Origin of the sequence: Variovorax sp. ZS18.2.2 (assembly GCF_024701975.1) — a bacterium.
Taxonomy (GTDB): Bacteria; Pseudomonadota; Gammaproteobacteria; order Burkholderiales; family Burkholderiaceae_C; genus Variovorax.
Genome location: NZ_JANLNM010000006.1, coordinates 67,728 through 91,141, shown reverse-complemented (window position 1 = coordinate 91,141; position 23,414 = coordinate 67,728). Strand labels below are relative to the sequence as shown.

Here is a 23,414-nt window from a genome sequence, read left to right as displayed (position 1 = left end):
GGTCGTTGTATTTGTTCGGTCAGCCCAGCGCGAACTCGGGCCGCGGCGTGCCGGTGCGCGGCAGCCCCATCATCTGCCGCGCCTCGGCGGGCGTGGCCACTTCCATGTCCAGCTCGCGGATCACCCGCACGATGCGCTCGGTGAGCTGCACGTTGGTGGCCAGCTCCCCGTGGCGGAAGTAGAGGTTGTCCTCGAGGCCCACGCGCGCATGCCCGCCGAGCAGCAGCGCCGCCACGTTGGCCTCGAGCTGCGAAGGCCCGATGCCGCTCACGCAGAAGATGCTGCCCTTGGGCAGCGTGTCGACCATCATCTGCAGGAAGCGGGGCGAATACGGCATCGCGTTCTGGAAGTTGCGGTGCACGTTCATCACGAGGTTGATGAAGTACGGCTCCTCGTCGTGCCCTTCGCCGATCAGCGTGGTGGTGTCCTGCAGGATGTGCGTGGGGCTGAACACCTCCCACTCGGGTTTGATGCCGCGCGCCTTCATGCCCGCGGCCAGTTCGCGGCCACGCGTGATGGGCGTGTCCATCAGGATCTGCTTGCCCTCGAAGCTCAGGTTGAGCGTGGTCGCATCCAGCGTGCACATCTCGGCGCCGGCGTCCATGCCCTTGATGCGCTCTTCCCACGCGATCTCCCAGCGGTCGCCCGCGAGCGGCTTGACCATGTCGCCGTGCACGCCGCCGCCGGTGGAGTTGTTGATGACGATGTCGCTGCCGCCCGCGCGGATGCGGCTGTTGATGTCGCGGTACACCTCGGCATTGCAGGTGGCGCCGTCGTCGGGCCGGCGCGCGTGGATCGCCACCACGCTCGCGCCGGCGTTCCAGCAGCGCAGCACGTCGGCGGCGATCTCGGCGGGTTGGGTGGGGAGGTGGGGGTTCTGCGATTTGTGCGCCATGCCACCCGTGGGTGCGATGGTCACAATCACCTTGCGCTTCGACATGCGATTTCTCCTGTGGGAAGCGCGCTATTATTTTTGGCTGCCGTCGCCCGGGCAGTCATTGCGATGACATTTGGGGTCAGGGTTTACGAGGCGCGGCCCGCCTGCACAGGAGCTTTCATTTCATGCCGACCCCGAAGCCGACCATCAAGGCGGCATCGCTGACGATCCCGCAGCTGCTGCACGGCTCGGCCTGGTTTCCGTTGCTCGACGAACCGGCGCGCGGGCGTGTGCTGGACGAGATGCGCGAGGTCGACATCGCCCCCGGCACCGCCCTGTGCCGGCGCGGCGACACGCCGCTGCACTGGTACGGCACGCTCGAAGGGCTGCTCAAGTGGTCGATCACGTCCAGCGATGGGCACTCCGTGACCCTGGGCGGGCTCTCGGTGGGCAGCTGGTTCGGCGAAGGCACGCTGCTTCGCGCGATGCCGCGCTCGGCCGACATCATCGCGCTGCGGCCGAGCCGCGTGGCGCTGCTGCCGCTGGAGACTTTCGAGTGGCTGCACCGCACGCAGCGCGGCTTCGATCATTTCCTGCTGCAGCAGATCAACGAACGCCTGCACTGGTTCATGGGCAGCTATGCGGCGCACCGGCTGCTCGATGCGGACAGCCAGGTGGCGCGCGCGCTGGCCGGGCTGTTCCACCCGTGGCTGCATCCGGGGAGCGAGCCGTACCTGCAGACTTCGCAGGAAGAGATCGCCAACCTGTCGGGGGTGTCGCGGCAGCGGTGCAATGCGGCGTTGAACCGGTTGAAGGAGGCGGGGTTTCTGCGGATCGAGTACGGGGGGATCACTGTGATCGATCTGGAAGGGTTGCGGCGGTTCATCGAGTAGACCGTCACAAAGGCCCGCTACGATTTCCGCCGATCTTCAGGGAGGCCCTATGCTCGAATTCAACCTCTTCGCGGACTACTTCCAGTTCTACATTCAGGACGAGGCTGCGGACGGCGACCTGTCGGACGCCTGGTCCGACGAAGCCGTGGACCAGCTCTTTGCCGTCGGCCCCGGCGTCGTCGGCATCGGCACCGTGAGAAACATGGACGTGCCCGTGACCGTAGAGATCCTCGATGCGGAAAAGCCCATCGATTTCGCCGAATGGGACCACGTCGTCGAATGCACGCTGGTGACCGAGAGCGCCAACCTCGTGATCGCCGGCTGCACCGACTACTTTCCCGATGCGGCCCGCATTCCCGTGGCGCCGGGCACCTACCGTTTGCGTGCCTGCTATGCGGGCCTCGACACGCTTTCCGACGACGGCCTCGAAGGCAACGACCGCTACCACCTGCAGCTGTGGCGGGCGCCCGCCGTCGAACCGGTGGTTCTCAAGCAGCGCGTGGCCTGACGCCCTCACTGCGCTTTCTTCGCGCCTTCCGCCAGCCGCTTGCGGTACGCGGTGGTCGTCACGCCGCCGAACCCCCAGTCATCCGTATCGATCTCCTCGATCACGATGTGCGTCCACTCCGGTGGCTTCTTCAGCACGCGTTCGAGGACTTCGGTGAACTCGGCGATGACCTGGGTTTTCTGCTCGCGCGTGACGCCGTCGCGGGTGATCTTCAGATTGACGAAAGGCATGGTGTGCTCCTTGGTTGTGTGAACGAGGCAGTTACCAGGTGCCGGCGCTCGCACCGCCGTCCACCGGCAGCACCACGCCCGACGTGAAACCGGCGCTCGTGAGATAGAGCACCGCATCGGCGATTTCGCGCACGGTCGCGATGCGGCCGGCGGGTGCCAGGCCGTTGAGAAAGCCATGCGTTTCGGATGGGTGCATCGGCGTGTCGACGATGCCGGGCGCCACCGCATTCACCTGGATGTTGTGCGGCGAGAGCTCCAGTGCCAGCGCGCGCGTCGCGGCGTTGATGCCGCCCTTGATCAGCACCGGCAACAACGCCGGCACCTGCAGGTTCGGCTGCAGTGCGATGCCCGCGGTGATGTTCACGATGTGGCCCTTGCGGCGCGGGATCATGTGCTTCGCGGCGGCCTGCGAGGCGTAGACGAAACCCTTGAGGTTGGTGGCGACCAGTTGCTCCAGTTCTTCCTCGGTGTAGTCGACGAACGGCTTGGCGTTGAAGATGCCCGCGTTGTTGATGAGCACGTCGACATGCCCGAAGCGGGCCACGGCGCGGTCGATGAGTTGCAGCGCGGTATCGCGCTTGCCGATGTCGCCCGCGACGCCGAGAAAACGCGACGGGTTGCCCAACTGCTTCGCGGCGGCCGCAAGGCGCTCGTCGGTGCGGGCGGTGGCGACCACGTTGAAGCCGCGTTCGAGATACGCCTGCGCAAGGCCCAGGCCGATGCCGCTCGAGGCGCCGGTGATAACGACGGTGGATGAAGTGCTGTCTTGCATGTCGGGTTCTCCAGAAGTTGATGACGTTGGGAGAACTGTATTGATGACAAAGCGATAGATAAATCACTAGACTCGCACTTCACTTGATACCTCAGGTAATCAATCCATGCAGCGGCAGTTCGGCGACATCCTTCTTGGCAGCATCGAACTCTTCTGCCTCGCAGCGGAGACGGGCGGCTTCACATCGGCCGCGCTTGCTGCGGGCGTGACGCCGGCGGCCGTCAGCCGCTCGATCTCGCGGCTGGAGAAACGACTCGGTCTTCGTCTGTTCGTGCGCACCACGCGCAGCGTGCGGCTCACCGAAGCGGGTCGTTCCTACTTCGCGCAATGCCGCCAGGCGCTCGCACAGCTCGCCGAGGCCGAGCGCGAAGTGATGGGCCAGCAGGCGCAGCCCTCGGGCACGCTGCGCATCAGCGTGCCGACCACCTACGGCCACCATCGCATCCTGCCGATGCTGCCCGTGTTCCGCGAACGCTTTCCCGACATCCGGCTGCATGTGCACCTGAGCAACCGCAACATCGATTTCGTGGAAGAGGGCTACGACATGGCCGTGCGCGTGCGCGCCCAGCCCGACTCCACGCTGATCGCGCGGCACCTGGAGGATGCGGGGCTCGTGGTGGTCGCGACGCGCAAGTACCTGAAGGCGGCCGGCACGCCCCGCACGCCGGACGACCTGGCCGCGCACGAGTGCATCCAGTTCGAACTGCCCAGCAGCGGCCGGCGCATCTCGTGGCTCTTCAAGGAAGACGGCAAGGACCGCGAGGTCTTCGCCGACAGCGCCTACAGCTGCTCCGACGACGTGCTCGGCGGCGTCACGCTCGCCAAGAGCGGCGCCGGGCTGTTCCAGACCTACCGCTTCGTCGTGGAGAAGGAGCTTGCCGACGGCACGCTCGTCGAGGTGCTCAAACCCTTCGCCGGCCGCTCGCGGCCGTACACGCTGCTGTACCCGGACGGGCGGCATGTGCCGCTGCGCATGCGGGTGTTCATCGACTTCCTGATGGCGCAGCAGGCCCGCTGAAAGCTCAGCGGCAGGCGAAGCTGGCCGCCGCCTTCACATCGCCGCCGACATACGCGATCTTCTTCGGGTAGGTGCACAGCGGCCGCGCCAGCGACTTGTCCGCGTTCTGCAGCACGAGGTTGTCGGGCGCCACGCCTTTCTCGACCCAATCAGTGAGCGCGGCGAACAACTGGTTCGGTGCCGGCAGCGGCGGATTGGCCGCAGGGCTGACGCCCGCCAGGCCATTCACGGAACCCACGCCCGCGCAGTGCCCCATCGCCGGGATCTCGACGTAGCGATAGAACTTCTGCGTCGCATCGATGCCGCCCATCGCCTTGGCTGCGCGCTCGTAGTAGTTGGCCGTGCCCGAGTTCGCGATCAGCTGGTCGGCCAGGCCGTGGTACGTCAGCAGCTTGGCGCCGCGGTCGCGGAACCTGCCCAGGTCGGGGTTGTCGGCGTTGATGTTCGCGAAGGCGGTTTGCAGTGCCTTGCCGCGATCGCTGGCGTTGGCCAGCTGGGCGTACGACAGCCCCTTCCAGTTGTTCGCGCCGTTGCCCGTGGCATTGACGAAATCGGGCGTCGCGATCGTCGGGTCCTGCAGGTTCAGCGCCACCTGGTGCGCCGCGATCGGAAACGGGTGGGGTACGCCGCCCGTGGAGTCCGCCAGCGAGAACCCCGGTGCGCCGGGGCTGTTGAGCGCCGTGCCGCGTGTGAGGCCGTACCAGAGCTGGCCCGAGGCCAGCGTGGCGCCGTAGCCGATGTCGCTCGCGGGCGCCGGTGCGCTGCCGTCGCGCGTCTGGCCGTACCAGATCTTGTTGACCGCCTGCGCCTGCACGGTGCTCAGGCAGGCGGCGGTGGCGTTGGTGCCGCCGCTGCCGGTGCACAGCACGACCTTGTCCTGCACCGGGTCGTATTTGCAGGCGGCCGGGTCGCTGATGAAGCCTTCGTGCTGGCCGGTGAGCGTGCTGTCGCAGGCGCTCACGGCCGCCGAAGACACCAGCGTCATCTGGTCCGGCGCGAGCGGTGTGCCGCCCAGGTCGCGCTGCATCACGACCTGCGGATACAGCTCGGAGGTGATGAAGGTGGTCCAGTTGATCGCGCTGTTGCCGGCCAGGATGCCGTCGAAATCGTCGGGGTTCACCTGTGCCTGCATGTGGCCCTGGCGGCCGCCGGTGGAGCAGCCGTCCCAGTAGGCGTACTGCGCGCTGCGCTGGTAGAAGCCGGCCGCCAGCGCCTTGGCCTTGACGGCCATCTCGTGGATGCCGCGGCTTGCGAAGTCGGTCCACAGCGTGGTGTTGATGGTGCCGTCGGGGGTCATGGCGAACGAACCGTCCACCGAGGCGGCCGGCAACTTCGAGGCATGGCCCGCATCGGTCACGGCGCTCACCGAGCCCTCACCCGCGGCAATGGCCGCCGCGCCGGCGCCGCCGATCTGCGCCTTGGCACTGATGCCCGCATCGCCCACGAAGCCGCCGCCGCCGAGCACGCGCACGCGGTTGTTCCATCGGGCCGCCGTCGGCAGCCACACCTCGATGCCGATGCCCGGCGAGGTCGATGGCGCGTCGGCAGGCCCCGCGTGGCCCGGCCCGACGTTGAGCTTGACCATGCACACGTCGCTGGCCGCCACGGTGCCCGAAGCCTTGCCGTCGAGGTTGAGGTCATCGCCCTGCCTGAACTGCTTCACCACGGTGACGGTGGTGTTCGCATCGGGCTTGAATGCGGTCTTCAGGCTTTCGTCGCAGGCCAGTGCCGTGGAGCCGGCCGGCGGCGGCGATGCGGGGATGAAGGGCAGCACGGTCCCGGAGGAATCGCTGCCGCCGCACGCAGTGAGCGCAGCGGCCGCGCACATGCCCATGCACAGGGCAGCCAGTGCCGTGAACCTGGTGCGCGAAGGGTTGGGACCGGGGCGATGGATCGTGCGGTGCATCTTCTTGTCTCCTGTTGTGTAGACACTCGAATTTGCCTTTGCCCCTCCACGCGGTCTATCGACAAGCGATCACCGCTTGCAGGATCCCTTCACGCTGCACGGGGACTTACCCGAGTCGTGCGCGCGCCGGTGTGGTGCCCACCAGCTGCTTGAACACCTGCGTGAAATGCGCCTGGCTCGAAAAGCCGACGGCATGCGCGATCTCGGCGAGCGACAGCCGCCCCTCCAGCAGCGACAGCGCATGGCGCACGCGCTGCTCCATCACGTAGCGGTACGGTGTGGCGCCCGTGCTGGCCCGGAAGAGGCGCGTGAAATGAACGGCACTCATGTGCAGCTCGGCCGCGAGTTCATCGATGCCGAAGTCTTCGCCCAGATGCTGCATCACCCAGTCGTACACCCTGCGCAGGTCCGCCTGGGAGAGGCGTCCGGGTGGCCGCTTCGCATTGCCCGTGCTGCTGTAGCGGCTCTGCAGGTAGCTCACCAACGCCATCGACAGGCCCTGGGCATGCATGCGGCCCGAGGTGCAGCCGCGCTCCACCTCGTCGCGCATGGCGATGGCGAGCGACGACAGGGTGGCGTCGGTGGTCGAGAGATGCGTCTGCAGGTGAAGCTCGCCATTGCCCTCGGGCATCAGATCGCGCAGCGTCTCGGAGCGGATTTCCAGCGCGATCATTTCCACGGCCTGGCCGGACCACGTCACGCGGTCGACTTCGTAGCCCTGCTCGAAGATGCACAGCCCGCCGGACCGGATCTCGGTGTGGCGGGTGCGGCGCCCCGTGGTCATCGCGGACTTCACGTGTCCGCGCATGCAGAAGGCGAGCAGCGGGTGCGGGTTGTAGCAGGCCGGGTTCTCGCCGTCGCCGTGCATGGCGCGCACCTCCAGCGCGAAGCCCTGCCAGGGCGTGGCGGCGGCGTTCATCAGCATCCTGCCGTCGAAGCGCACGGGCTTGCCCGAGGGATCGAGGAGGCTGATCTCGCGTGTCACCGCCATGCCCCTCCTACACGCCCAGCAACTCCTCGAGCGCCTGCGGCTCGGCCAGCAGGTCGGCCGACGCTCCGTGCCGCACGATCTGCCCCTTCTCCATCACTACTGCGAGGTCGGTGTGTGCGAGCACCTTGCGGTAGTCGCGGTCCACGATCAGCGTGGCGATACCGGTGCTGCGGATATCGCCGATCACGCGCCAGATCTCGGCCACGATCAGCGGTGCGAGGCCTTCGGTCGCTTCATCGAGGATCAGCAAGCGGGGATTGGTCATCAGCGCGCGGCCGATCGAGAGCATCTGCTGCTCGCCGCCCGAGAGCTGCTGCCCGCCGTGCGAAAGGCGTTCGGCCAGCCGCGGAAAGGTGGCCATCACGCGGTCGAAGGTCCAGGCGCGGCGGCCGTCGATGCCCGCGCGCTCGCTCATCACGAGGTTCTCGCGCACCGAGAGGTTCGGGAAGATGCCGCGGCCCTCGGGCACGTAGCCGATGCCCAGGCGCGCCATCTTCTCCGGCGGCCAGCCGGTGACGGTGCGGCCATCGACCTGCACTTCGCCTGAAGCAGGGCGCACGTAGCCCATCATGCTGCGGATCAGCGTGGTCTTGCCCATGCCGTTGCGCCCGAGCAGGCCCACCGAGGTGGCCGTCGGAATATCGGCATGCACGCCGCGCAGGATGTGGCTGTTGCCGTAGTAGGTGTTGAGGTCGCGGACGATCAGCATGTCAGTGGTCTTCTCCGAGGTAGGCGGTGCGCACTTCGGGGTTCTCGCGGATCGCGCGTGGGTCGCCGGTCGCGATCACCGTGCCATTCACCATCACCGTGATGCGGTCGGCGATGCGGAAGACCGCGTCCATGTCGTGTTCCACCAGCAGGATCGCGTGCGTGGCTTTCAGCCGCGCGAGCAGCGTGAGCATGCGGTCGGTTTCCTCGGCGCCCATGCCGGCGAGCGGTTCGTCGAGCAGCAGCACGCGCGGATTCGTCGCGAGGCACATCGCCACTTCGAGCTGGCGCTGCGCACCGTGGCTCAAGGTTCCGGCGATGCGCAAGGACTCGTTCGACAAGCCCGCCGCTTCGAGCGCCGCATCGGCCGCTGCATTGCTCGCCTCGCAGCGCTGCGAGGCCTGCCAGATCGCCCACGGCCGCGCGGTCGCGGCCTGCGCGGCGAGCCGGCAGTTCTCGTGCACGCTGAACTCCGGAAAGATCGTCGTGCGCTGGTAGCTGCGGCCCACGCCGTCGCGCGCGCGGCGCGATTGCGCGCGCTGGGTGATGTCGATGCCGTCCAGCGCGATGCGGCCTTCCGAAGCCTCGATCTCGCCCGAGAGCATGTTGATGAGCGTCGACTTGCCCGCGCCGTTGGTGCCGATCACCGCATGCACTTCCCCGATGTGCAGGTCGAGCGTGACGGCGTTCACGGCGGTGAGGCCGCCGAAGCGGCGGGTCAGTCCTTCGACGGAAAGCAGTGCGGTGGTGTTCATGGCATTGCTCCTTCCCCTTCCGGGGGAAGGTTGGGATGGGGGCAAGCGGCGCTGGCGGACATGGTGCTTTTGCGAAGGCCGCGTGCCCCCACCCCAGCCCTCCCCCGGGAGGGGAGGGAGAAAGACAGGGAGAGGGTCATACGGCCTCCTTTGGCGAGATGCGCTTCACGAGGCCGATCAACCCCTTCGGCAACCACGCCACGAACACGATGATCGCAATGCCCAGCGTCAGCTGCCAGTGGTCCGCAAGCGGCCCCATCACGGCGTGCGTCGAGAAGATTTCCTTCAGGAGCGTGAATGCAATGGCGCCGATCACCGCGCCCCGCAGGTGGCCGAGGCCGCCGAGGATCACCATCAGCAGCACCTCGCCCGAGTTGTGCCAGGCCATCAGCTCGGGGTTGACCACGCCGTCGCGCGAAGCGAGCAGAAAGCCAGCGAGCCCCGCGAGCGCGCCCGCCAGCACGAAGGCCGCGAGCTTGTAGCCGTACACCGGAAACCCCGCCGCGCGCATGCGCTGCTCGTTCACGCGGATGCCCGCGAGCGCCGCGCCGAAGCGCGAACGGCGGACCAGCGCGAGCAGCCCGTAGGTGAACGCGAGCGATGCGAGCACCACGTAGAACAGCACCATGCGGTTCTCCAGGTCGAGCGCGCCGAGGGCGGGGCGCACATACATGTAAATGCCGTCGCTGCCGCCGCCGACCTTGGTGTCGTGGAACACGAAGAAGGCCATCTGCGCGAAGGCCAGCGTGACCATGATGAAGTACACGCCGCGCGTGCGCAGGCTCAATGCGCCGACGAACAGCGCATAGAGCGCCGCTGCGCCCATGGCCATCGGCAGCAGCAGCGCGAAGTTGCCGCCTTCGCTGCCTGATGCAAGCACCGTCACGTACGCGCCGATGCCGTAGAACGCCGCATGGCCCAGGCTCACGAGGCCTGTCATGCCGACCAGCAGTTCGAGGCTCAGCGCGAAGATCGAGAGGATCATCACCTTCACGACGAAGTCCGAGGCGTAGTTGCCCATCAACGGGCCGGCGATGCCGATGAGCACCGCGCAGGCCACGGGCACGAGGAATGCGCCCTTCTTCATCATGACCGCTTCCCCATCAGCCCTTCGGGCTTCCAGATCAGCACGATGGCCATCAAGAGGTAGATGCCGATGCCGCTCAAGTCTGCGAAGAACACCTTGCCGAAGGTGTCGACGAAGCCCACCAGCAGCGAGGCCAGCAGCGCACCGGTGATCGAGCCGATGCCGCCGATCACCACCAGCACGAAGCAGATGATGAGCACGCTCGCGCCCATGTTGGGGTACACCGAGGACATCGGCGCCGCGATCATCCCGGCCAGCGCGGCGAGCGCCACGCCGGCTGCGAACACGATGCGGTAGAGCCGCTTCACATCGATGCCGAGACCGCGCACCATGTCGCGGTTGCTCGCGCCGGCGCGGATCATCATGCCCAGCCGCGTGCGGTTCACCACCCAGTACAGGCCCACCGCGAGCACGATGCACGCGGCCGAGGCGAAGAGCCGGTACCACGGGTAGCTCATGACGTTGCCGAGCGCAAAGCTGCCGTCCAGCCACGCGGGCACCTTCACGCCATGAACGTCGTTGCCCACAAGGATGGAGCGCAACTCCTCGAACACCAGGATGAGCCCGTAGGTCATCAACACCTGCTGCAGGTGGTCACGCTGGTAGAGGTAGCTGAAGAAGGCCCATTCGAGCAGGTAGCCGAAGATGGCCGCGAGCACCACGCCGGCCACCAGCATCAGCAGGAACTGGTCGCCGAACAGCGGCGCGAGCGAGAACGCCAGGTAGGCGCCGATCATGTAGAAGCTGCCGTGCGCGAGGTTGATCACGCCCATGATCCCGAAGATCAGCGTGAGGCCCGATGCGACGAGAAAGAGCAGCAGTCCGTACTGGACGGAGTTCAGGCACTGGACAAGGAAGGTTCCGAAATCCACCGTGTGAGATCCCAGTTGAGTGTGGTTGCCGCAAGGCGGCTCGCAGCCCGTGAACTCCGTCAAGGGCCGCGAGGGAACGAAATAACCGAAGGCCTTCAGGCCTGTGCTTACATCCGGCAGCCGCGCGCTGGATCAGCCAGGCCCTTGATCGCGGTGCTGACGAGCTTGTTTTCCTTGCCATCCACCTTGCGCAGATAGATGTCCTGCACCGGGTTGTGCGACTTGCTCATGGTGAACGTGCCGCGCGGGCTGTCGATCTTGGCCTTCTCGATGGCGGCGGTGAACTCGGCCTTCTTGCCGATGTCGCCCTTGGCGGCGGCAAGGCCCACGCCCAGCATCTGCGCCGCGTCGTAGCCCTGCACCGCATACACGTCAGGCTGCAGCTTGAACGACTTGGCATACGCCACGCGGAACGCGTTGTCGCGCGCGGTGTTGAGGCCGTCCGCGTAGTGCAGCGTGGTCAGCATGCCCTGTGCCGATTCGCCTTGCGCATCGAGCGTGCCGTCGGTCAGGAAACCGGGGCCGTAAAGCGGAATGGTCTTGTTGAGGCCCGCGGCCTGGTAGTCCTTGACGAACTTCACCGCGCCGCCGCCCGCGAAGAAGGCATACACCGCATCGGGCTTGGCCGCCGCGATTTCGGTCAGCAGCGCCTGGAACTCCACGTTCGGGAAGGCCAGCGTGAGCTGCTTGTCGACCTTGCCGCCGTTCTTCTCGAAGCCTTCCTTGAAGCCGTTGACCGATTCGTCGCCGGCCGCGTACTTCCAGGTGATGGTCATCGCCTTCTTTTTGCCCTGCTGCTTGGCCGCAACTTCGCCCATCGCAAAGGCCGGCTGCCAGTTGCTGAACGAACTGCGGAAGATGTTGGGCGCGCACATCGGGCCGGTCACCGCATCGGCGCCGGCGTTCGGCACGATCAGCACGGTGCCGCTTTCCTTCGCGGCCTTGGCCATGGCCATCGCGACGCCGGAGTGCACGGTGCCCACGATCACGTCGACGTTGTCGCGCTTGATGAGCTTGTTGACGTTGTCGGTCGCCTTGGCCGGATCGGATTCGTCATCGACCTTGAAGTATTCGATCTCGCGGCCCGAGAGCTTGCCGCCCTGTTCGTCGATGTAGAGCTTGAAGCCGTTCTCGATGGCCACGCCCAGTGCGGTGTACGTGCCGCTGTAGGGCAGCATCAGGCCGACCTTGAGCTTGCCCGTGCCCTGGGCACCGGCGGCCGACGCAAGGGCGGCAAAGGCGATGGCGGTGAGCGCGAGGCGCGCATTGCGGATGGTCGTCATGGTGTCTGTCTCCTGTTCTTGGTGATGAAAGCGGCGGTTGCGACGGTGACACGTTCCGGCTGATCGCGATGTGGGGAATGCCCGCATTCAGGGATTTCCACCAGTTCGCAACCGCCGCTCACGCGCGCGGCGATGCCGCGGATCTGCGCGAGCGTTCCGTATTCGTCGTCGATGCCCTGGATGGCGAGCACGGGGCAGCGGATCGTGTCGAGTTCGGCTTCGATGTTCCAGTCGCGAAAGGGCGGGTGCAGCCAGATGCGGTTCCAGCCCCAGAAGGCGGAGTCGGCACTGTCGTGGTAGCGGCCGAGCTTCTTCGGCAGGTCGGTCGAGAGGTACGCGGTGCGGGCCAACTCGATGTTCGCGACGGTCACGTCTTCCACGAAGATGTGCGGTGCCAGCACCACGAGCCCCGCCACGCGATCGGGGAAGCGCGAGGCGTAGAGCAGCGCGATCGAGCCGCCGTCGCTGTGGCCGAAGAGCCAGGGCTTTTCATCGTCGAGCTTCAAGGCGGCGAAGAGGGCGGGCAGCACCTCGTGCGCCTGGCGGTGCATGAAGTCGACGTCCCAGATCTCGTTGTCTTCGCGCGGCGTGGAACGACCGTAGGCGGGGCGCGAGAACACGAGGCCGCGGGCGTTGGCGGCCTCGCAGACCTGCGCGGGGAAATCCTTCCACATCGCGACGGAGCCGAGGCCTTCGTGGAGGAAGACGATGAGCGGTGCGGCGGTGCGTTCGGGTGCGATCCACGCGCACTCGATCTGCACGGCACGGCCGCGCCAGTCGATGGTGGCGAAGTCGGTGCTCATTGCATTGCTCCTTCCCCCTTTGGGGGAAGGTTGGGATGGGGGCAAGCGGCGCTGGCAGAGGCTGTACTTTTGCGAAGGCCGCTTGCCCCCACCCCAACCCTCCCCCAGCGGGGGAGGGAGCAAGAGAAAGACGCGCGGTGGCTCATGCCTGCTTCTCCCGCTCGCGCAGGCGGAACCGCTGGATCTTCCCCGTCGCAGTCTTCGGCAGTTCACTCACGAACTCCAGAAACCGCGGGTACTTGTAGGGCGCGAGGCGTTCCTTCACGAAGGCCTTGAGCTCGTCTTCGGTCGCGCTTCTGCCATCCTTCAGCACGACGAAGGCCTTGGTCTTGGTGAGCCCTTCGGCATCTTCCTTGCCAATCACCGCCGCTTCGAGCACGGCGGGGTGCTGCATCAGCGTGGCCTCGACCTCGAAGGGCGAAACGTAGATGCCGCTGACCTTCAGCATGTCGTCGCTGCGGCCTGCGTAGGTGAAGTAGCCGTCCGCATCGCGCGTGTACTTGTCGCCGCTCTTGGTCCATCCGCCCTGGAAGGTGTCGCGCGATTTCTCGCGGTTGGTCCAGTACATGAGCGCGGAGCTCGGGCCGCGGATGTAGAGGTCGCCCACTTCGCCATCGGGCACCGGGCGGCCGTCTTCGCCGCGCAGCTCGACCTCGTAGCCGTCCACCGGCTTGCCGGTCGTGCCATAGCGCACGTCGCCGGGGCGGTTGGAGATGAAGATGTGCAGCATCTCGGTCGAGCCGATGCCGTCGATGATCTCGCAGCCGTAGTGCGCCTTGAAGCGCTGCGCAATCTCGCCGGGCAAGGCCTCGCCGGCGGACGAGCACATGCGCAGTGCGACGGTGTCGCGTGCGGGCAGTCTGGGCGAGGCGAGCATGCCCGCGAAGCCGGTGGGCGCGCCGAAGAACACCGTTGGCTTGTGCTCGGTCCAGCGACGGAAGGTGGCATCGGGCGTGGGCCGCTCGGCCATCAGCACGACGGTGGCGCCGACCGTGAGCGGGAAGGTCAGCGCGTTGCCGAGGCCGTACGCAAAGTACATCTTGGCGGCCGAGAAGCACACGTCGTCTTCGGTCAAGGCGAGCACCGGTTTGCCGTAGAGCTCGGCCGTCCACCAGAGGTTGGCGTGCGTGTGGACCGTGCCCTTGGGCTTGCCGGTGGAGCCGGAGGAGTAGAGCCAGAAGCCGGGGTCGTCGGAAGCGGTGTTCGCCGGTGCGGCCAGCGGTTCGGCCTTGGCGATCGCGTCGTCGAAGGCCTGTGCGTTGTCCGGCAGTGCGCCCGTCGGCTGCGAGACGATCAGCGCCTGCAGCTCGTGCGCGCCGCGCCCCATTGCATCCTGCAGCGTCGGCAGCAGCGCACCCGACACCAGCGCGGCCTGCGCGCGGCTGTGGTCGAGCATGTAGGCGTAGTCCTCGGGCGTGAGCAGCGTGTTGACGGCGACGGGAACGATGCCGGCGTACAGGCAGCCGAGAAAGCTCACGGGCCAGTCGTTGTTGTCGAGCATCAAGAGCAGCACGCGTTCTTCGCGGCGCACGCCGGCGGCTTTCAGTGCGGCGGCCAGGCGGCGCGCGCGGTCTTCGAGCTGGCCGTAGCCGAGCGTGCCGCGGTCGTCGATGTAGGCGATGCGATCGGCGCGGCCGCGGTTGAGGGCGAACAGGTGTTCGGCGAAATTGAATCGTGCGGGCAGGCTCATCGTGTGGTCTCCTTGGGGCCTTTTGTTCTTCTAGAGGCCGAGGGCCGCGAGCACGCCGGGGCTCGCCTGCACCGCGCTCTTGCGGTGATAGAAATCGAGCGCGCGCAGGCCGCCCAGTTCGGCGCCGCCGCCCGCGCGGCCGGGGCCGCCGTGCATCGACATCGGCATCACGTTGCCGTGGCCGGTGTGGGCTTGCGCGACCTCGGGAGTGATCACGTGGACGCGGCCGTGGCTGGGTGCGACAGCGAGTGCGGCCTGCGCGAGCGCGGTGTCGTCGCTGCCGTAGAGCGATGTGACGAGCGAGCCTTGTCCGCGATGCGCGAGCGCGATGCCGTGTGCCAGGTCGCGATACGGCAGCAGCGTGGCGACCGGGCCGAACACCTCGACGTCATGCACGCGCTGCGCAGCATCGGCATCGCGCGCGCCCAGCAGGACCGGGCCGATGCACGCGGCGACGGCCGGGTCCGCGTCGATCAAAGGCTTGTTGCGGCTGTCGTGCAGCACGGTGGTTTGCGCGGCGAGGGCGTCGAGGCCGTCTCGTACGGCGTTGAGTTGCGCGCGACTCACGAGCGAACCCATGCGCACGCTCTCGTTGCGCGGATTGCCGACGGTGACGCCCGCGAGCTTCGCGCCGATGGCTTCGGCCGCGGCGTCGTACATCTCGGCGGGCACGAGGATGCGGCGGATCGCGGTGCACTTCTGGCCCGACTTCACCGTCATCTCGCGCACCACTTCGCGCACGAGCAGGTTGAAGGCCTCACTGCCGGGCGCGGCGCCGGGCAGCAGCAGGGCGCTGTTGAGGCTGTCGGCCTCGATGTTCGCGCGCACCGAGCGTGCGGCGACGGCGGGGTGCGAGCGGATCACCGCCGCGGTTTCGGCCGAGCCGGTGAACGACACCACGTCGAAGGGATGGAGCTGGTCCATCAACCCGGCCGAGCTGCCGCAGATGACCGAGAGCGCGCCGGCGGGCAGCACGCCCGCATCGACCACGTCCTTCACCATGCGCTGCGTGAGCCAGGCGGTGGCTGTCGCAGGCTTCACGATCACTGGCACGCCCGAGAGCAGCGCCGGTGCGGCCTTTTCCCACAGGCCCCACGACGGGAAGTTGAAGGCGTTGATGAACAGCGCCACGCCGTGCGTCGGCACCTGCAGGTGCTGCGACAGGAACACCGGCTCCTTGCCGAGCTTGACCGCATCGCCGTCGCGCAGCGCGCGCACGTCGCCCAGCGCATCGCCCCACTTGGCGTACTGGCCGAGCGTGAAGATCGCGCCGTCGATGTCCACGGCCGAATCGTTCTTCACGGTGCCGGAGTTCGCGGTGGCGATCTCGTAATAGGCATCGCGGTTCGCCTGCAGCACCTTCATGATGGCGCCGAGCAACCCCGCGCGCTGGCGGTAGGTGAGGGCGCGCAGCGCGTTGCCGCCCTGTTCGCGCGCAAACGAGAAGGCTTCGGGCAGGTCGAGCCCCGTGGCATCGACGCGCGCGAGTTCGGTGCCCAGCACCGGATCGACAAGCGGCGTGCCGGCGCCCGAGCCGCTTTGCCAGCGGCCGGCGACGTGGTTGGAAAGGAGTTCGGTCATGCGGTGAACTTGATCTGCCCTTCGGGCAGCAGGTAAAGGACGAGCGCGCGGCCTTGCGCGACGGTCGGGCGGTGCGCGGTGCCGGGTCCGTAGACGCACCAGCCCGCGGGCCGTCCGTCGAAGGTGGCAGCGGCGCTGTCGGCCAGCGGCATGATCAGGTCGACCTCGCCGTTGGGATGTGTGTGGTGCGGGCCGGCGATGTCCTGCATGTCGACCACGTCGACCGAGAAGCGATGCAGCGCGTCTTCGGCCTTGAACACGCGGCCATACCTGATGCCCCCGCCTTCGCGCTCGCAGAGCCAGCCTTCGGCGACGCCGCCGATGCAGGCCTGGCGCAGCTGCTCGAAGCGGGCGCTGCCCGCGCCATGGGTGGCGTTGAGCCACTGGTCGAGCTGTGCGTCGAGCGGCTTGCCGGCGATCTCGGCGGTCAGGCCGGCGATCAACTGGTGAAATGCTTCCTTGCCGGTGGCGGGCTTGCTGCTGTCGGACATCGTGGGGCCTCGAACTTTGGAACTACCTTGCAGGAATACCGCGTGTGCAGTATCTTGCTTGTGGCCGAACAATAAGCAACGAGACATTGGGTGTCAAGCAATATAGTGCATCTATGGTGTTTACCCTGAGCGCGCACAATCCCGGCCGAGAACAAGGACTTCGAGGACTTGCATGAACGAGCATGTAGACGCGGTGCTGGCCACCGCGCCAGAAAGCGGCAACAACACCGCACCGGCCGGGGAGGCCAAGAACCCGCTGCTGGCCGCACTGGGCGACCGCGTGCGCAATCTGCGCGCGCAGCGCGGCCTCACGCGCAAGGCGGTGGCCATTTCGGCCGATGTGTCGGAGCGGCACCTGGCCAATCTCGAGTACGGCATCGGCAATGCGTCGATCCTGGTGCTGCAGCAGGTGGCCGGTGCGCTGCACTGCTCGCTGGCCGAGCTGGTCGGCGACGTCACCACCAGCTCGCCCGAATGGCTGCTGATCCGCGAGCTGCTCGAGAACCGCAGCGAAACCGACCTGCGCCGCGTGCGCGTCGCGCTGGGCGAACTGCTGGGCACGGCCTCCGTCGATCCGGCGCGGCACCGCCGCATCGCGCTCGTGGGCCTGCGCGGCGCGGGCAAGTCGACGCTGGGCCAGATGCTGGCCGACGACCTCGACCTGCCCTTCGTGGAACTGAGCCGCGAGATCGAGAAGCTCGCCGGCTGCAGCGTGCGCGAGATCCACGACCTCTACGGCACCAACGCCTACCGCCGCTACGAGCGCCGCGCGCTCGAGGAGGCCGTGCAGATCTACAGCGAGGTGGTGATCGCCACGCCGGGCGGCATCGTCTCCGACCCCGCCACCTTCAACGAACTGCTCGCGCACTGCACCACCGTGTGGCTGCAGGCCGCGCCCGAGGAGCACATGGGCCGCGTGGCCGCGCAGGGCGACACCCGCCCGATGGCCGCCAGCAAGGAAGCGATGGAAGACCTGCGCCGCATCCTGAACGGCCGCGCCGCCTTCTATTCGAAGGCCGATCTCTCGGTGGACACCAGCGGCAAGAGCCTTGCGCAGAGCTTCCAGGCTTTGCGCGCTGCCACGCGCCAGTCGATGGGTCTGGGCGCCTGACCTGAAGTTTGAAAAAAAGCGATTCAGGCATTGACTTGCCTGTTCGCATGCAGCATGATGCATGTCATCGGAACCAGAAGATGCATTATTCTTCAGGTTTGCATCTGCCCCACAGGAGACTTCCGTATGACCGACACCACGACCCCGCTTCAGGCGCCCCCGCGCGTCGACTACCGCACAGCACCCGGCCAGTACCGCCACTGGTCCCTGAGCTTCGACGGCGCCATTGCCCGCCTCGTGCTCGACATCGCGGAAGACGGCGGCATCCGCCCCGGCTACAAGTTGAAGCTCAACAGCTACGACCTGGGCGTGGACATCGAGCTGAACGACGCGCTCAACCGCGTGCGCTTCGAGCACCCCGAAGTGCGCAGCGTGATCGTCACCAGCGGCAAGGACCGCATCTTCTGTTCGGGCGCCAACATCTTCATGCTGGGCGTCTCGGGCCATGCCTGGAAGGTGAACTTCTGCAAGTTCACCAACGAGACCCGCAACGGCATCGAAGACTCGTCGAAGCACTCGGGCCTGAAGTTCCTCGCGGCCGTGAACGGCGCCTGCGCCGGCGGCGGCTACGAACTGGCGCTGGCCTGCGACGAGATCCTGCTGGTGGACGACCGCTCCTCCGCCGTCTCGCTGCCCGAGGTGCCGCTGCTCGGCGTGCTGCCCGGCACCGGCGGCCTGACCCGCGTGACCGACAAGCGCCATGTGCGCCATGACCTCGCCGACATCTTCTGCACCAGCGTCGAAGGCGTGCGCGGCCAGCGCGCGGTCGAGTGGCGACTGGTCGATGCGGTGGCCAAGCCCGCTCAATTTGCAGCCGCAGTGCAGGACCGCGCTTCGCAGCTCGCCGCCGGCAGCGACCGCCCGGCGGGCGGCAAGGGCGTGGCGCTCACGCGCCTGGAACGCACCGACAGCGCCGACGGCATCAGCTACTCGCATGTCGACATCCAGATCGACCGCAGCAAGCGCACCGCGACGATCACCGTGAAGGCGCCCACCGGCGCGCAGCCGGCGGACATCGCCGCCATCGAAGCCGCGGGCGCCGCGTGGTGGCCGCTCGCGATGTGCCGTGAGCTCGACGACGCGATCCTCAACCTGCGCACCAACGAACTCGACGTGGGCACCTGGCTGCTCAAGACCGAAGGCGACGCCGCCGCAGTGCTCGCATCCGACGCCGTGATGCTCGCGAACAAGGACCACTGGCTCGTGCGCGAAACCATCGGCGCGCTGCGCCGCACGCTGGCGCGCCTGGATGTGTCGTCGCGCAGCCTGTTCGCACTGATCGAAGCCGGTTCGTGCTTCGCCGGCACGCTGGCCGAGCTGGCCTTCGCGGGCGACCGCACCTACATGCTCGCGCTGCCCGACGATGCCGAGCGCGCGCCGAAGCTCGTGCTCAACGAATTCAACTTCGGCTTCTTCCCGATGGTGAACGACCAGAGCCGCCTGCAGCGCCGCTTCTACGAAGAAGCCGCACCCCTCGAAGCCGCACGCGCAGCCGCCGGCAAGCCGCTGGACGCCGACGAGGCCCTGAAGCTCGGCCTGGTCACCGCCGCGCCCGACGACATCGACTGGGACGACGAGATCCGCATCGCCGTCGAGGAGCGCGCCGCCATGTCGCCCGACGCACTCACCGGCCTCGAAGCCAACCTGCGCTTCGCGAGCAAGGAGAACATGGCCACCCGCATCTTCGGCCGGCTCACCGCCTGGCAGAACTGGATCTTCAACCGCCCCAACGCCGTCGGCGAAAAGGGTGCGCTCAAGGTCTACGGCACCGGCGAGAAAGCCGGCTTCGACATGAATCGCGTCTGAGCAAACAGCAGCCCGTACAACCCAAGGAACAGCGATGAGCACGATCAACTACAGCGAGAAGATCCCCAACAACGTCAACCTCGGCGAAGACCGCACGCTGCAGCGCGCGCTCGAAGGCTGGCAGCCGAACTTCATCAACTGGTGGGACGACGTGGGCCCTGAGGGGTCGACCAACCACGACGTGTACCTGCGCACCGCGGTGAGCGTCGACCCGCAGGGCTGGGCGCAGTTCGGCCACGTGAAGATGCGCGACTACCGCTGGGGCATCTTCCTGAACCCGGGCGATGCCAACCGCGAGATCCACTTCGGCGACCACAAGGGCGAGAAGGCCTGGCAGGACGTGCCCGGCGAGCATCGTGCCAACCTGCGCCGCATCATCGTGACGCAGGGCGACACCGAGCCCGCGTCGGTCGAGCAGCAGCGCCACCTGGGCCTCACGGCGCCGTCGATGTACGACCTGCGCAACCTGTTCCAGATCAACGTGGAAGAAGGCCGTCATCTGTGGGCCATGGTCTACCTGCTGCAGAAGCACTTCGGCCGCGACGGCCGCGAAGAGGCCGATGCGCTGCTGCAGCGCACCTCGGGCGACGAGAACAACCCGCGCATCCTGGGCGCCTTCAACGAACGCACGCCCGACTGGCTCGCGTTCTTCATGTTCACCTACTTCACCGACCGCGACGGCAAGTTCCAGCTCTCGGCGCTGGCCGAAAGCGCCTTCGATCCGCTCGCGCGCACCACGAAGTTCATGCTGACCGAAGAAGCGCACCACATGTTCGTGGGCGAGAGCGGCGTCTCGCGCGTCATCGCGCGCACCGCGCAGGTGATGAACGAACTGAAGACCGACGACGCGCAGAAGATCCGCGCCGCGGGCTGCATCGACCTGGGCACGATCCAGCGCTACCTGAACTTCCACTACAGCGTGACCATCGACCTGTTCGGCGCCGACCAGTCGAGCAACGCCGCCATCTTCTACAGCTCGGGCCTGAAGGGCCGTTACGAAGAAGGCAAGCGCACGGACGACCACATCCTCAAGGGCCAGACCTACAAGGTGCTCGAGGTGAAGGACGGCCAGCTCGTCGAGAAGGACGTGCCGATGCTCAACGCGCTCAACGAAGTGCTGCGCGACGACTTCATCAAGGACTCGGTGGCCGGTGTGGGCCGCTGGAACAAGGTGCTGGAAAAGGCCGGCATCCCGACCCGCCTGGTCGTGCCGCACAAGGCCTTCAACCGCCAGATCGGCGCGCTCGCCGGCATCAAGATGTCGCCCGAAGGCCGCGTGGTGAACGAGATCGAATGGGCCGCCAAGCGCGACGAATGGCTGCCCAGTTCCGAAGACTTCGCTTTCGTGGCATCGTTGATGGGCCGCGTGGTGGAGCCGGGCAAGTTCGCGGGATGGATCTCGCCGCCGGTGATGGGCATCAATCGCCAGCCGGTGGATTTCGAGTACGTGCGTTTCGGGTAATTGGTATTGCTCCTTCCCCCTCTGGGGGAAGGCTGGGATGGGGGCAAGCAGCGTGACCACGACAAGCGCCGCTTGCCCCCACCCAACCCTCCCCCAGAGGGGGAGGGCTTTCAGGAGAGAACAACATGGACATGGCCGTTGAAGCCGGGGTCATCAAGCAGCACCTGATCGACCCCGAGATCTGCATCCGCTGCAACACCTGCGAGGCCACCTGCCCCGTCAATGCGATCACGCACGACGACAACAACTACGTCGTGCGGGCCGACGTCTGCAATGGCTGCATGGCCTGCATCTCGCCGTGCCCGACGGGCTCCATCGACAACTGGCGCACGATGCCGCTGGTGCGCGCGTACACGATCGAAGAACAGCTCACCTGGGAAGAACTGCCCGCGGAGCTGACGCCCGAAGAGCTCGAAGCCGCGGGCGTTTCCGCCGATGCGGGCGATGAAGCCGGTGCCGGCGCCGCGCCTTCGCCGACGCAAGTGCAAGCTGCGGTCGAGCCCATCGAAGCGGTCTTCAATTCCGCGCAGTACGGCGCGACCGTGCCACCCTGGTCGGCCGCACACGCGTACACCAACCTGTTCCCGCCGAAGACCCCGACGACCGCCACCGTGGTCGGCAACTTCAATTGCACCGAAGCGGGCTTCGACAGCGAGACCCACCACATCGTGCTCGACTTCGGCGTGGTGCCGTTCCCGGTGCTCGAAGGCCAGTCGATCGGCATCGTGCCGCCGGGCGTCGATGCCATCGGCAAGCGCCACCATGCGCGCCAGTACTCGGTGGCGAGCCCGCGCAACGGCGAACGGCCCGGCTACAACAACGTCTCGCTCACCGTGAAGCGCGTGACCGAAGACCACCAGGGCGACCCGGTGCTCGGCGTGTGCTCCAACTACGTGTGCGACCTGAAGGTGGGCGACACGGTGCAGGTGGTGGGGCCCTTCGGCGCCTCGTTCCTGATGCCGAACCACCCCAAGTCGCACATCGTGATGATCTGCACCGGCACCGGCAGCGCACCGATGCGCGCGATGACCGAGTGGCGCCGGCGCCTGCGCAAGAGCGGCAAGTTCGAAGGTGGCAAGCTGATGCTGTTTTTCGGCGCACGCACGCAGCAGGAGCTGCCGTACTTCGGGCCGCTGCAGTCGTTGCCCAAGGATTTCATCGACATCAACCTCGCGTTCTCGCGCACGCCGGGGAATCCCAAGCGCTACGTGCAGGACCTCATGCGCGAGCGGGCCGCGGACCTGGCCGCGCTGCTGAAAGACGGCAGCAGCCATTTCTACGTGTGCGGCTTGAAGAGCATGGAAGAGGGCGTCGTGCTCGCACTGCGCGACGTGGCGACGGAAGCGGGGCTCGACTGGGACACGGTCGGTGCGTCGCTGAAGCGCGAAGGCCGCCTGCACCTCGAAACCTACTAAGCTGCGGCGGATGAAGTTCGCCGACTTCCATGCAGGCCAGGTCATCGAGGCCGGGCCGTGCGTGCTCACCGAAGCCGAGCTGGTGCAGTTCGCCAAGGCGTACGACCCGCAGTGGTTCCACACCGATGCGGAGGCTGCGGCGGACAGTCCCTTCGGCGGGCTGATCGCGAGCGGCTGGCACACCTGCTCGATCGCCATGCGCCTCGTGGTCGAAGCGGCGCTGCAGGGCTCGGAGTCTTTTGCGTCGCCGGGGCTCGAGCATGTGCGCTGGCCCCACCCCGTGCGGCCCGGCGATGCCTTGCGACTGGTGGCCGATGTCATCGAGGTGCGGCGCTCCGAGAAGCGGCCCACGCTCGGCATCCTGCGGTGGCGCTGGCGGCTGTTCAACCAGCGCGAGCTGATGGTGCTCGACGCGGAGGTCACGAGCCTTTTCAGGCTCGACGTGCCCGGCTGACAAAAAAGGCCCGCAACGCGCGAGCGCTGCGGGCCTCTGGCAGAAGCGATGCGGTTACTTGGTGATGTCGACCGCGCCTGAGCCCTTGGCCTTGCCGCTGGCCTTTGCACCCACGCCAGCACCTGACGGTTTCACCGCACCGCCGGCGGACCCGACGGCACCGGTCGCGCCGTTCAACGTGCCGCCCACGGTGTTCGTGAGGCCGCCTGCTGCGCCGGTCGCGCCGCCCACGGCCCCGGTGGCACCGCCGACCGTACTGGTCGCGTTGCCCACGGCCCCCGTTGCGCCGCCGACGACGCCACCGACCGTACTGCCCAGGCCGCCCGCAGCGTTGCCGGCACCGCCATTGGCCGATGTGCCTGCACCTGCGGCGGCGCCAGCCCCTGCGCTGCCTTGCGCCGGTGCGGCCTTGACCGTGCCCGATGTATTCACATCGGCATTCACGCCCACGCCTACTCCAACGCCCTGTGCCTGGGCGAAACCGCTCATGGCAAGAAGGCCTGCGAGCAAGGCGCTGACGAGGATGGATTTGTTTTGTTGTTGCTTCATGGGTGACTGTTCCTTTCGTTTGAATGGTCACTGACAAGAACCGGCTTTGAGGCCAGTTCGGTCGCTACCGTGACCACCTCGCACCATGTCGCCGTGTGCGGGGTGTTCGCTCTCGCTTGTGGGACGTGTCCGTCGTCGGGAATGGATGGTGA

Annotated in this window: 23 protein-coding genes; 8 read left to right on the top strand and 15 right to left on the bottom strand. The window is 67.1% G+C overall.

Going from position 1 to position 23,414, the window contains the following annotated elements; genetic code table 11:
• Nucleotides 1–19 precede the first annotated feature (19 nt).
• A complete protein-coding gene (locus tag NU688_RS21985) occupies nucleotides 20–940 on the bottom strand; it encodes a 3-keto-5-aminohexanoate cleavage protein (protein ID WP_257862929.1) in 921 nt (306 codons plus the stop codon).
• 122 nt (nucleotides 941–1,062) lie between these two features.
• Here NU688_RS21985 and NU688_RS21980 point away from each other — a divergent pair, with 122 nt between their 5' ends.
• Together NU688_RS21980 and NU688_RS21975 are read left to right on the top strand one after the other, a co-directional pair.
• Nucleotides 1,063–1,770 carry a Crp/Fnr family transcriptional regulator gene (locus NU688_RS21980; RefSeq protein ID WP_257862928.1) on the top strand — a complete coding sequence of 236 codons (708 nt, stop codon included), beginning with the start codon at nucleotides 1,063–1,065 and terminating at the stop codon, nucleotides 1,768–1,770.
• 49 nt (nucleotides 1,771–1,819) lie between these two features.
• A complete protein-coding gene (locus NU688_RS21975; RefSeq protein WP_257862927.1) occupies nucleotides 1,820–2,278 on the top strand; it encodes a hypothetical protein in 459 nt (152 codons plus the stop codon).
• A 5-nt stretch (nucleotides 2,279–2,283) separates the two neighbouring features.
• Here the strand turns inward: NU688_RS21975 and NU688_RS21970 are convergent, their stop codons facing one another.
• Together NU688_RS21970 and NU688_RS21965 are read right to left on the bottom strand one after the other, a co-directional pair.
• Entirely contained in the window at nucleotides 2,284–2,508 is a 225-nt protein-coding gene (locus NU688_RS21970; protein ID WP_257862926.1) for a 4-oxalocrotonate tautomerase family protein, read from the bottom strand.
• 31 nt (nucleotides 2,509–2,539) lie between these two features.
• The gene (locus NU688_RS21965) at nucleotides 2,540–3,280 is read right to left on the bottom strand and encodes an SDR family NAD(P)-dependent oxidoreductase (protein WP_257862925.1); all 741 of its coding nucleotides are present in this window, start codon (nucleotides 3,278–3,280) and stop codon (nucleotides 2,540–2,542) included.
• A 106-nt stretch (nucleotides 3,281–3,386) separates the two neighbouring features.
• On the opposite strand from NU688_RS21965, the gene NU688_RS21960 reads away from it, so the two are divergent.
• The gene (locus NU688_RS21960; RefSeq protein WP_257862924.1) at nucleotides 3,387–4,298 is read left to right on the top strand and encodes a LysR family transcriptional regulator; all 912 of its coding nucleotides are present in this window, start codon (nucleotides 3,387–3,389) and stop codon (nucleotides 4,296–4,298) included.
• 4 nt (nucleotides 4,299–4,302) lie between these two features.
• Here NU688_RS21960 and NU688_RS21955 read toward each other — a convergent pair whose 3' ends face one another.
• From NU688_RS21955 to NU688_RS21905, 11 genes are all read right to left on the bottom strand, one after another.
• Nucleotides 4,303–6,204 carry a tannase/feruloyl esterase family alpha/beta hydrolase gene (locus NU688_RS21955; RefSeq protein ID WP_257862923.1) on the bottom strand — a complete coding sequence of 634 codons (1,902 nt, stop codon included), beginning with the start codon at nucleotides 6,202–6,204 and terminating at the stop codon, nucleotides 4,303–4,305.
• A 106-nt stretch (nucleotides 6,205–6,310) separates the two neighbouring features.
• Complete coding sequence (locus tag NU688_RS21950; RefSeq protein WP_257862922.1) at nucleotides 6,311–7,195, bottom strand: helix-turn-helix domain-containing protein; 885 nt, start codon at nucleotides 7,193–7,195, stop codon at nucleotides 6,311–6,313.
• A 7-nt stretch (nucleotides 7,196–7,202) separates the two neighbouring features.
• Nucleotides 7,203–7,904, bottom strand: coding sequence for an ABC transporter ATP-binding protein (locus tag NU688_RS21945; RefSeq protein ID WP_257862921.1), 702 nt, complete (start codon nucleotides 7,902–7,904; stop codon nucleotides 7,203–7,205).
• 1 nt (nucleotide 7,905) lies between these two features.
• On the bottom strand, nucleotides 7,906–8,703 hold the full coding sequence (locus NU688_RS21940) for an ABC transporter ATP-binding protein (protein WP_374684674.1): 798 nt from the start codon (nucleotides 8,701–8,703) through the stop codon (nucleotides 7,906–7,908).
• Nucleotides 8,704–8,794: 91 nt separating this feature from the next.
• Entirely contained in the window at nucleotides 8,795–9,745 is a 951-nt protein-coding gene (locus NU688_RS21935) for a branched-chain amino acid ABC transporter permease (protein ID WP_374684680.1), read from the bottom strand.
• The gene (locus NU688_RS21930) at nucleotides 9,745–10,617 is read right to left on the bottom strand and encodes a branched-chain amino acid ABC transporter permease (RefSeq protein ID WP_198785550.1); all 873 of its coding nucleotides are present in this window, start codon (nucleotides 10,615–10,617) and stop codon (nucleotides 9,745–9,747) included. The genes NU688_RS21935 and NU688_RS21930 overlap by 1 nt, the downstream gene beginning before the upstream one ends.
• Before the next feature lie 107 nt (nucleotides 10,618–10,724).
• A complete protein-coding gene (locus NU688_RS21925; protein WP_257862918.1) occupies nucleotides 10,725–11,900 on the bottom strand; it encodes an ABC transporter substrate-binding protein in 1,176 nt (391 codons plus the stop codon).
• The gene (locus tag NU688_RS21920) at nucleotides 11,897–12,703 is read right to left on the bottom strand and encodes an alpha/beta fold hydrolase (RefSeq protein ID WP_257862917.1); all 807 of its coding nucleotides are present in this window, start codon (nucleotides 12,701–12,703) and stop codon (nucleotides 11,897–11,899) included. Before NU688_RS21920 ends, NU688_RS21925 begins: the two co-directional genes overlap by 4 nt.
• A 142-nt stretch (nucleotides 12,704–12,845) precedes the next feature.
• Nucleotides 12,846–14,393 carry a benzoate-CoA ligase family protein gene (locus NU688_RS21915; protein ID WP_257862916.1) on the bottom strand — a complete coding sequence of 516 codons (1,548 nt, stop codon included), beginning with the start codon at nucleotides 14,391–14,393 and terminating at the stop codon, nucleotides 12,846–12,848.
• Between the two features lie 30 nt (nucleotides 14,394–14,423).
• On the bottom strand, nucleotides 14,424–15,974 hold the full coding sequence (locus NU688_RS21910; protein ID WP_257862915.1) for a 3,4-dehydroadipyl-CoA semialdehyde dehydrogenase: 1,551 nt from the start codon (nucleotides 15,972–15,974) through the stop codon (nucleotides 14,424–14,426).
• A complete protein-coding gene (locus NU688_RS21905) occupies nucleotides 15,971–16,465 on the bottom strand; it encodes a DUF4863 family protein (RefSeq protein WP_257862914.1) in 495 nt (164 codons plus the stop codon). The genes NU688_RS21910 and NU688_RS21905 overlap by 4 nt, the downstream gene beginning before the upstream one ends.
• 172 nt (nucleotides 16,466–16,637) lie before the next feature.
• On the opposite strand from NU688_RS21905, the gene NU688_RS21900 reads away from it, so the two are divergent.
• The 5 genes from NU688_RS21900 to NU688_RS21880 all read left to right on the top strand — a co-directional run bounded on the left by NU688_RS21900 (nucleotide 16,638) and on the right by NU688_RS21880 (nucleotide 22,713).
• Nucleotides 16,638–17,576, top strand: coding sequence for a helix-turn-helix transcriptional regulator (locus NU688_RS21900; protein ID WP_257862913.1), 939 nt, complete (start codon nucleotides 16,638–16,640; stop codon nucleotides 17,574–17,576).
• A gap of 126 nt (nucleotides 17,577–17,702) precedes the next feature.
• Entirely contained in the window at nucleotides 17,703–19,382 is a 1,680-nt protein-coding gene (boxC, locus tag NU688_RS21895) for a 2,3-epoxybenzoyl-CoA dihydrolase (protein WP_257862912.1), read from the top strand.
• Nucleotides 19,383–19,416: 34 nt separating this feature from the next.
• Complete coding sequence (boxB, locus tag NU688_RS21890) at nucleotides 19,417–20,844, top strand: benzoyl-CoA 2,3-epoxidase subunit BoxB (protein WP_257862911.1); 1,428 nt, start codon at nucleotides 19,417–19,419, stop codon at nucleotides 20,842–20,844.
• Between the two features lie 125 nt (nucleotides 20,845–20,969).
• Nucleotides 20,970–22,259, top strand: a complete 1,290-nt coding sequence (boxA, locus tag NU688_RS21885) for a benzoyl-CoA 2,3-epoxidase subunit BoxA (RefSeq protein ID WP_257862910.1) — start codon at nucleotides 20,970–20,972, stop codon at nucleotides 22,257–22,259.
• 10 nt (nucleotides 22,260–22,269) lie between these two features.
• Entirely contained in the window at nucleotides 22,270–22,713 is a 444-nt protein-coding gene (locus NU688_RS21880) for a MaoC family dehydratase (RefSeq protein ID WP_257862909.1), read from the top strand.
• 54 nt (nucleotides 22,714–22,767) lie between these two features.
• Here the strand turns inward: NU688_RS21880 and NU688_RS21875 are convergent, their stop codons facing one another.
• Complete coding sequence (locus NU688_RS21875) at nucleotides 22,768–23,262, bottom strand: adhesin (RefSeq protein WP_257862908.1); 495 nt, start codon at nucleotides 23,260–23,262, stop codon at nucleotides 22,768–22,770.
• Between the last annotated feature and the right edge of the window lie 152 nt (nucleotides 23,263–23,414).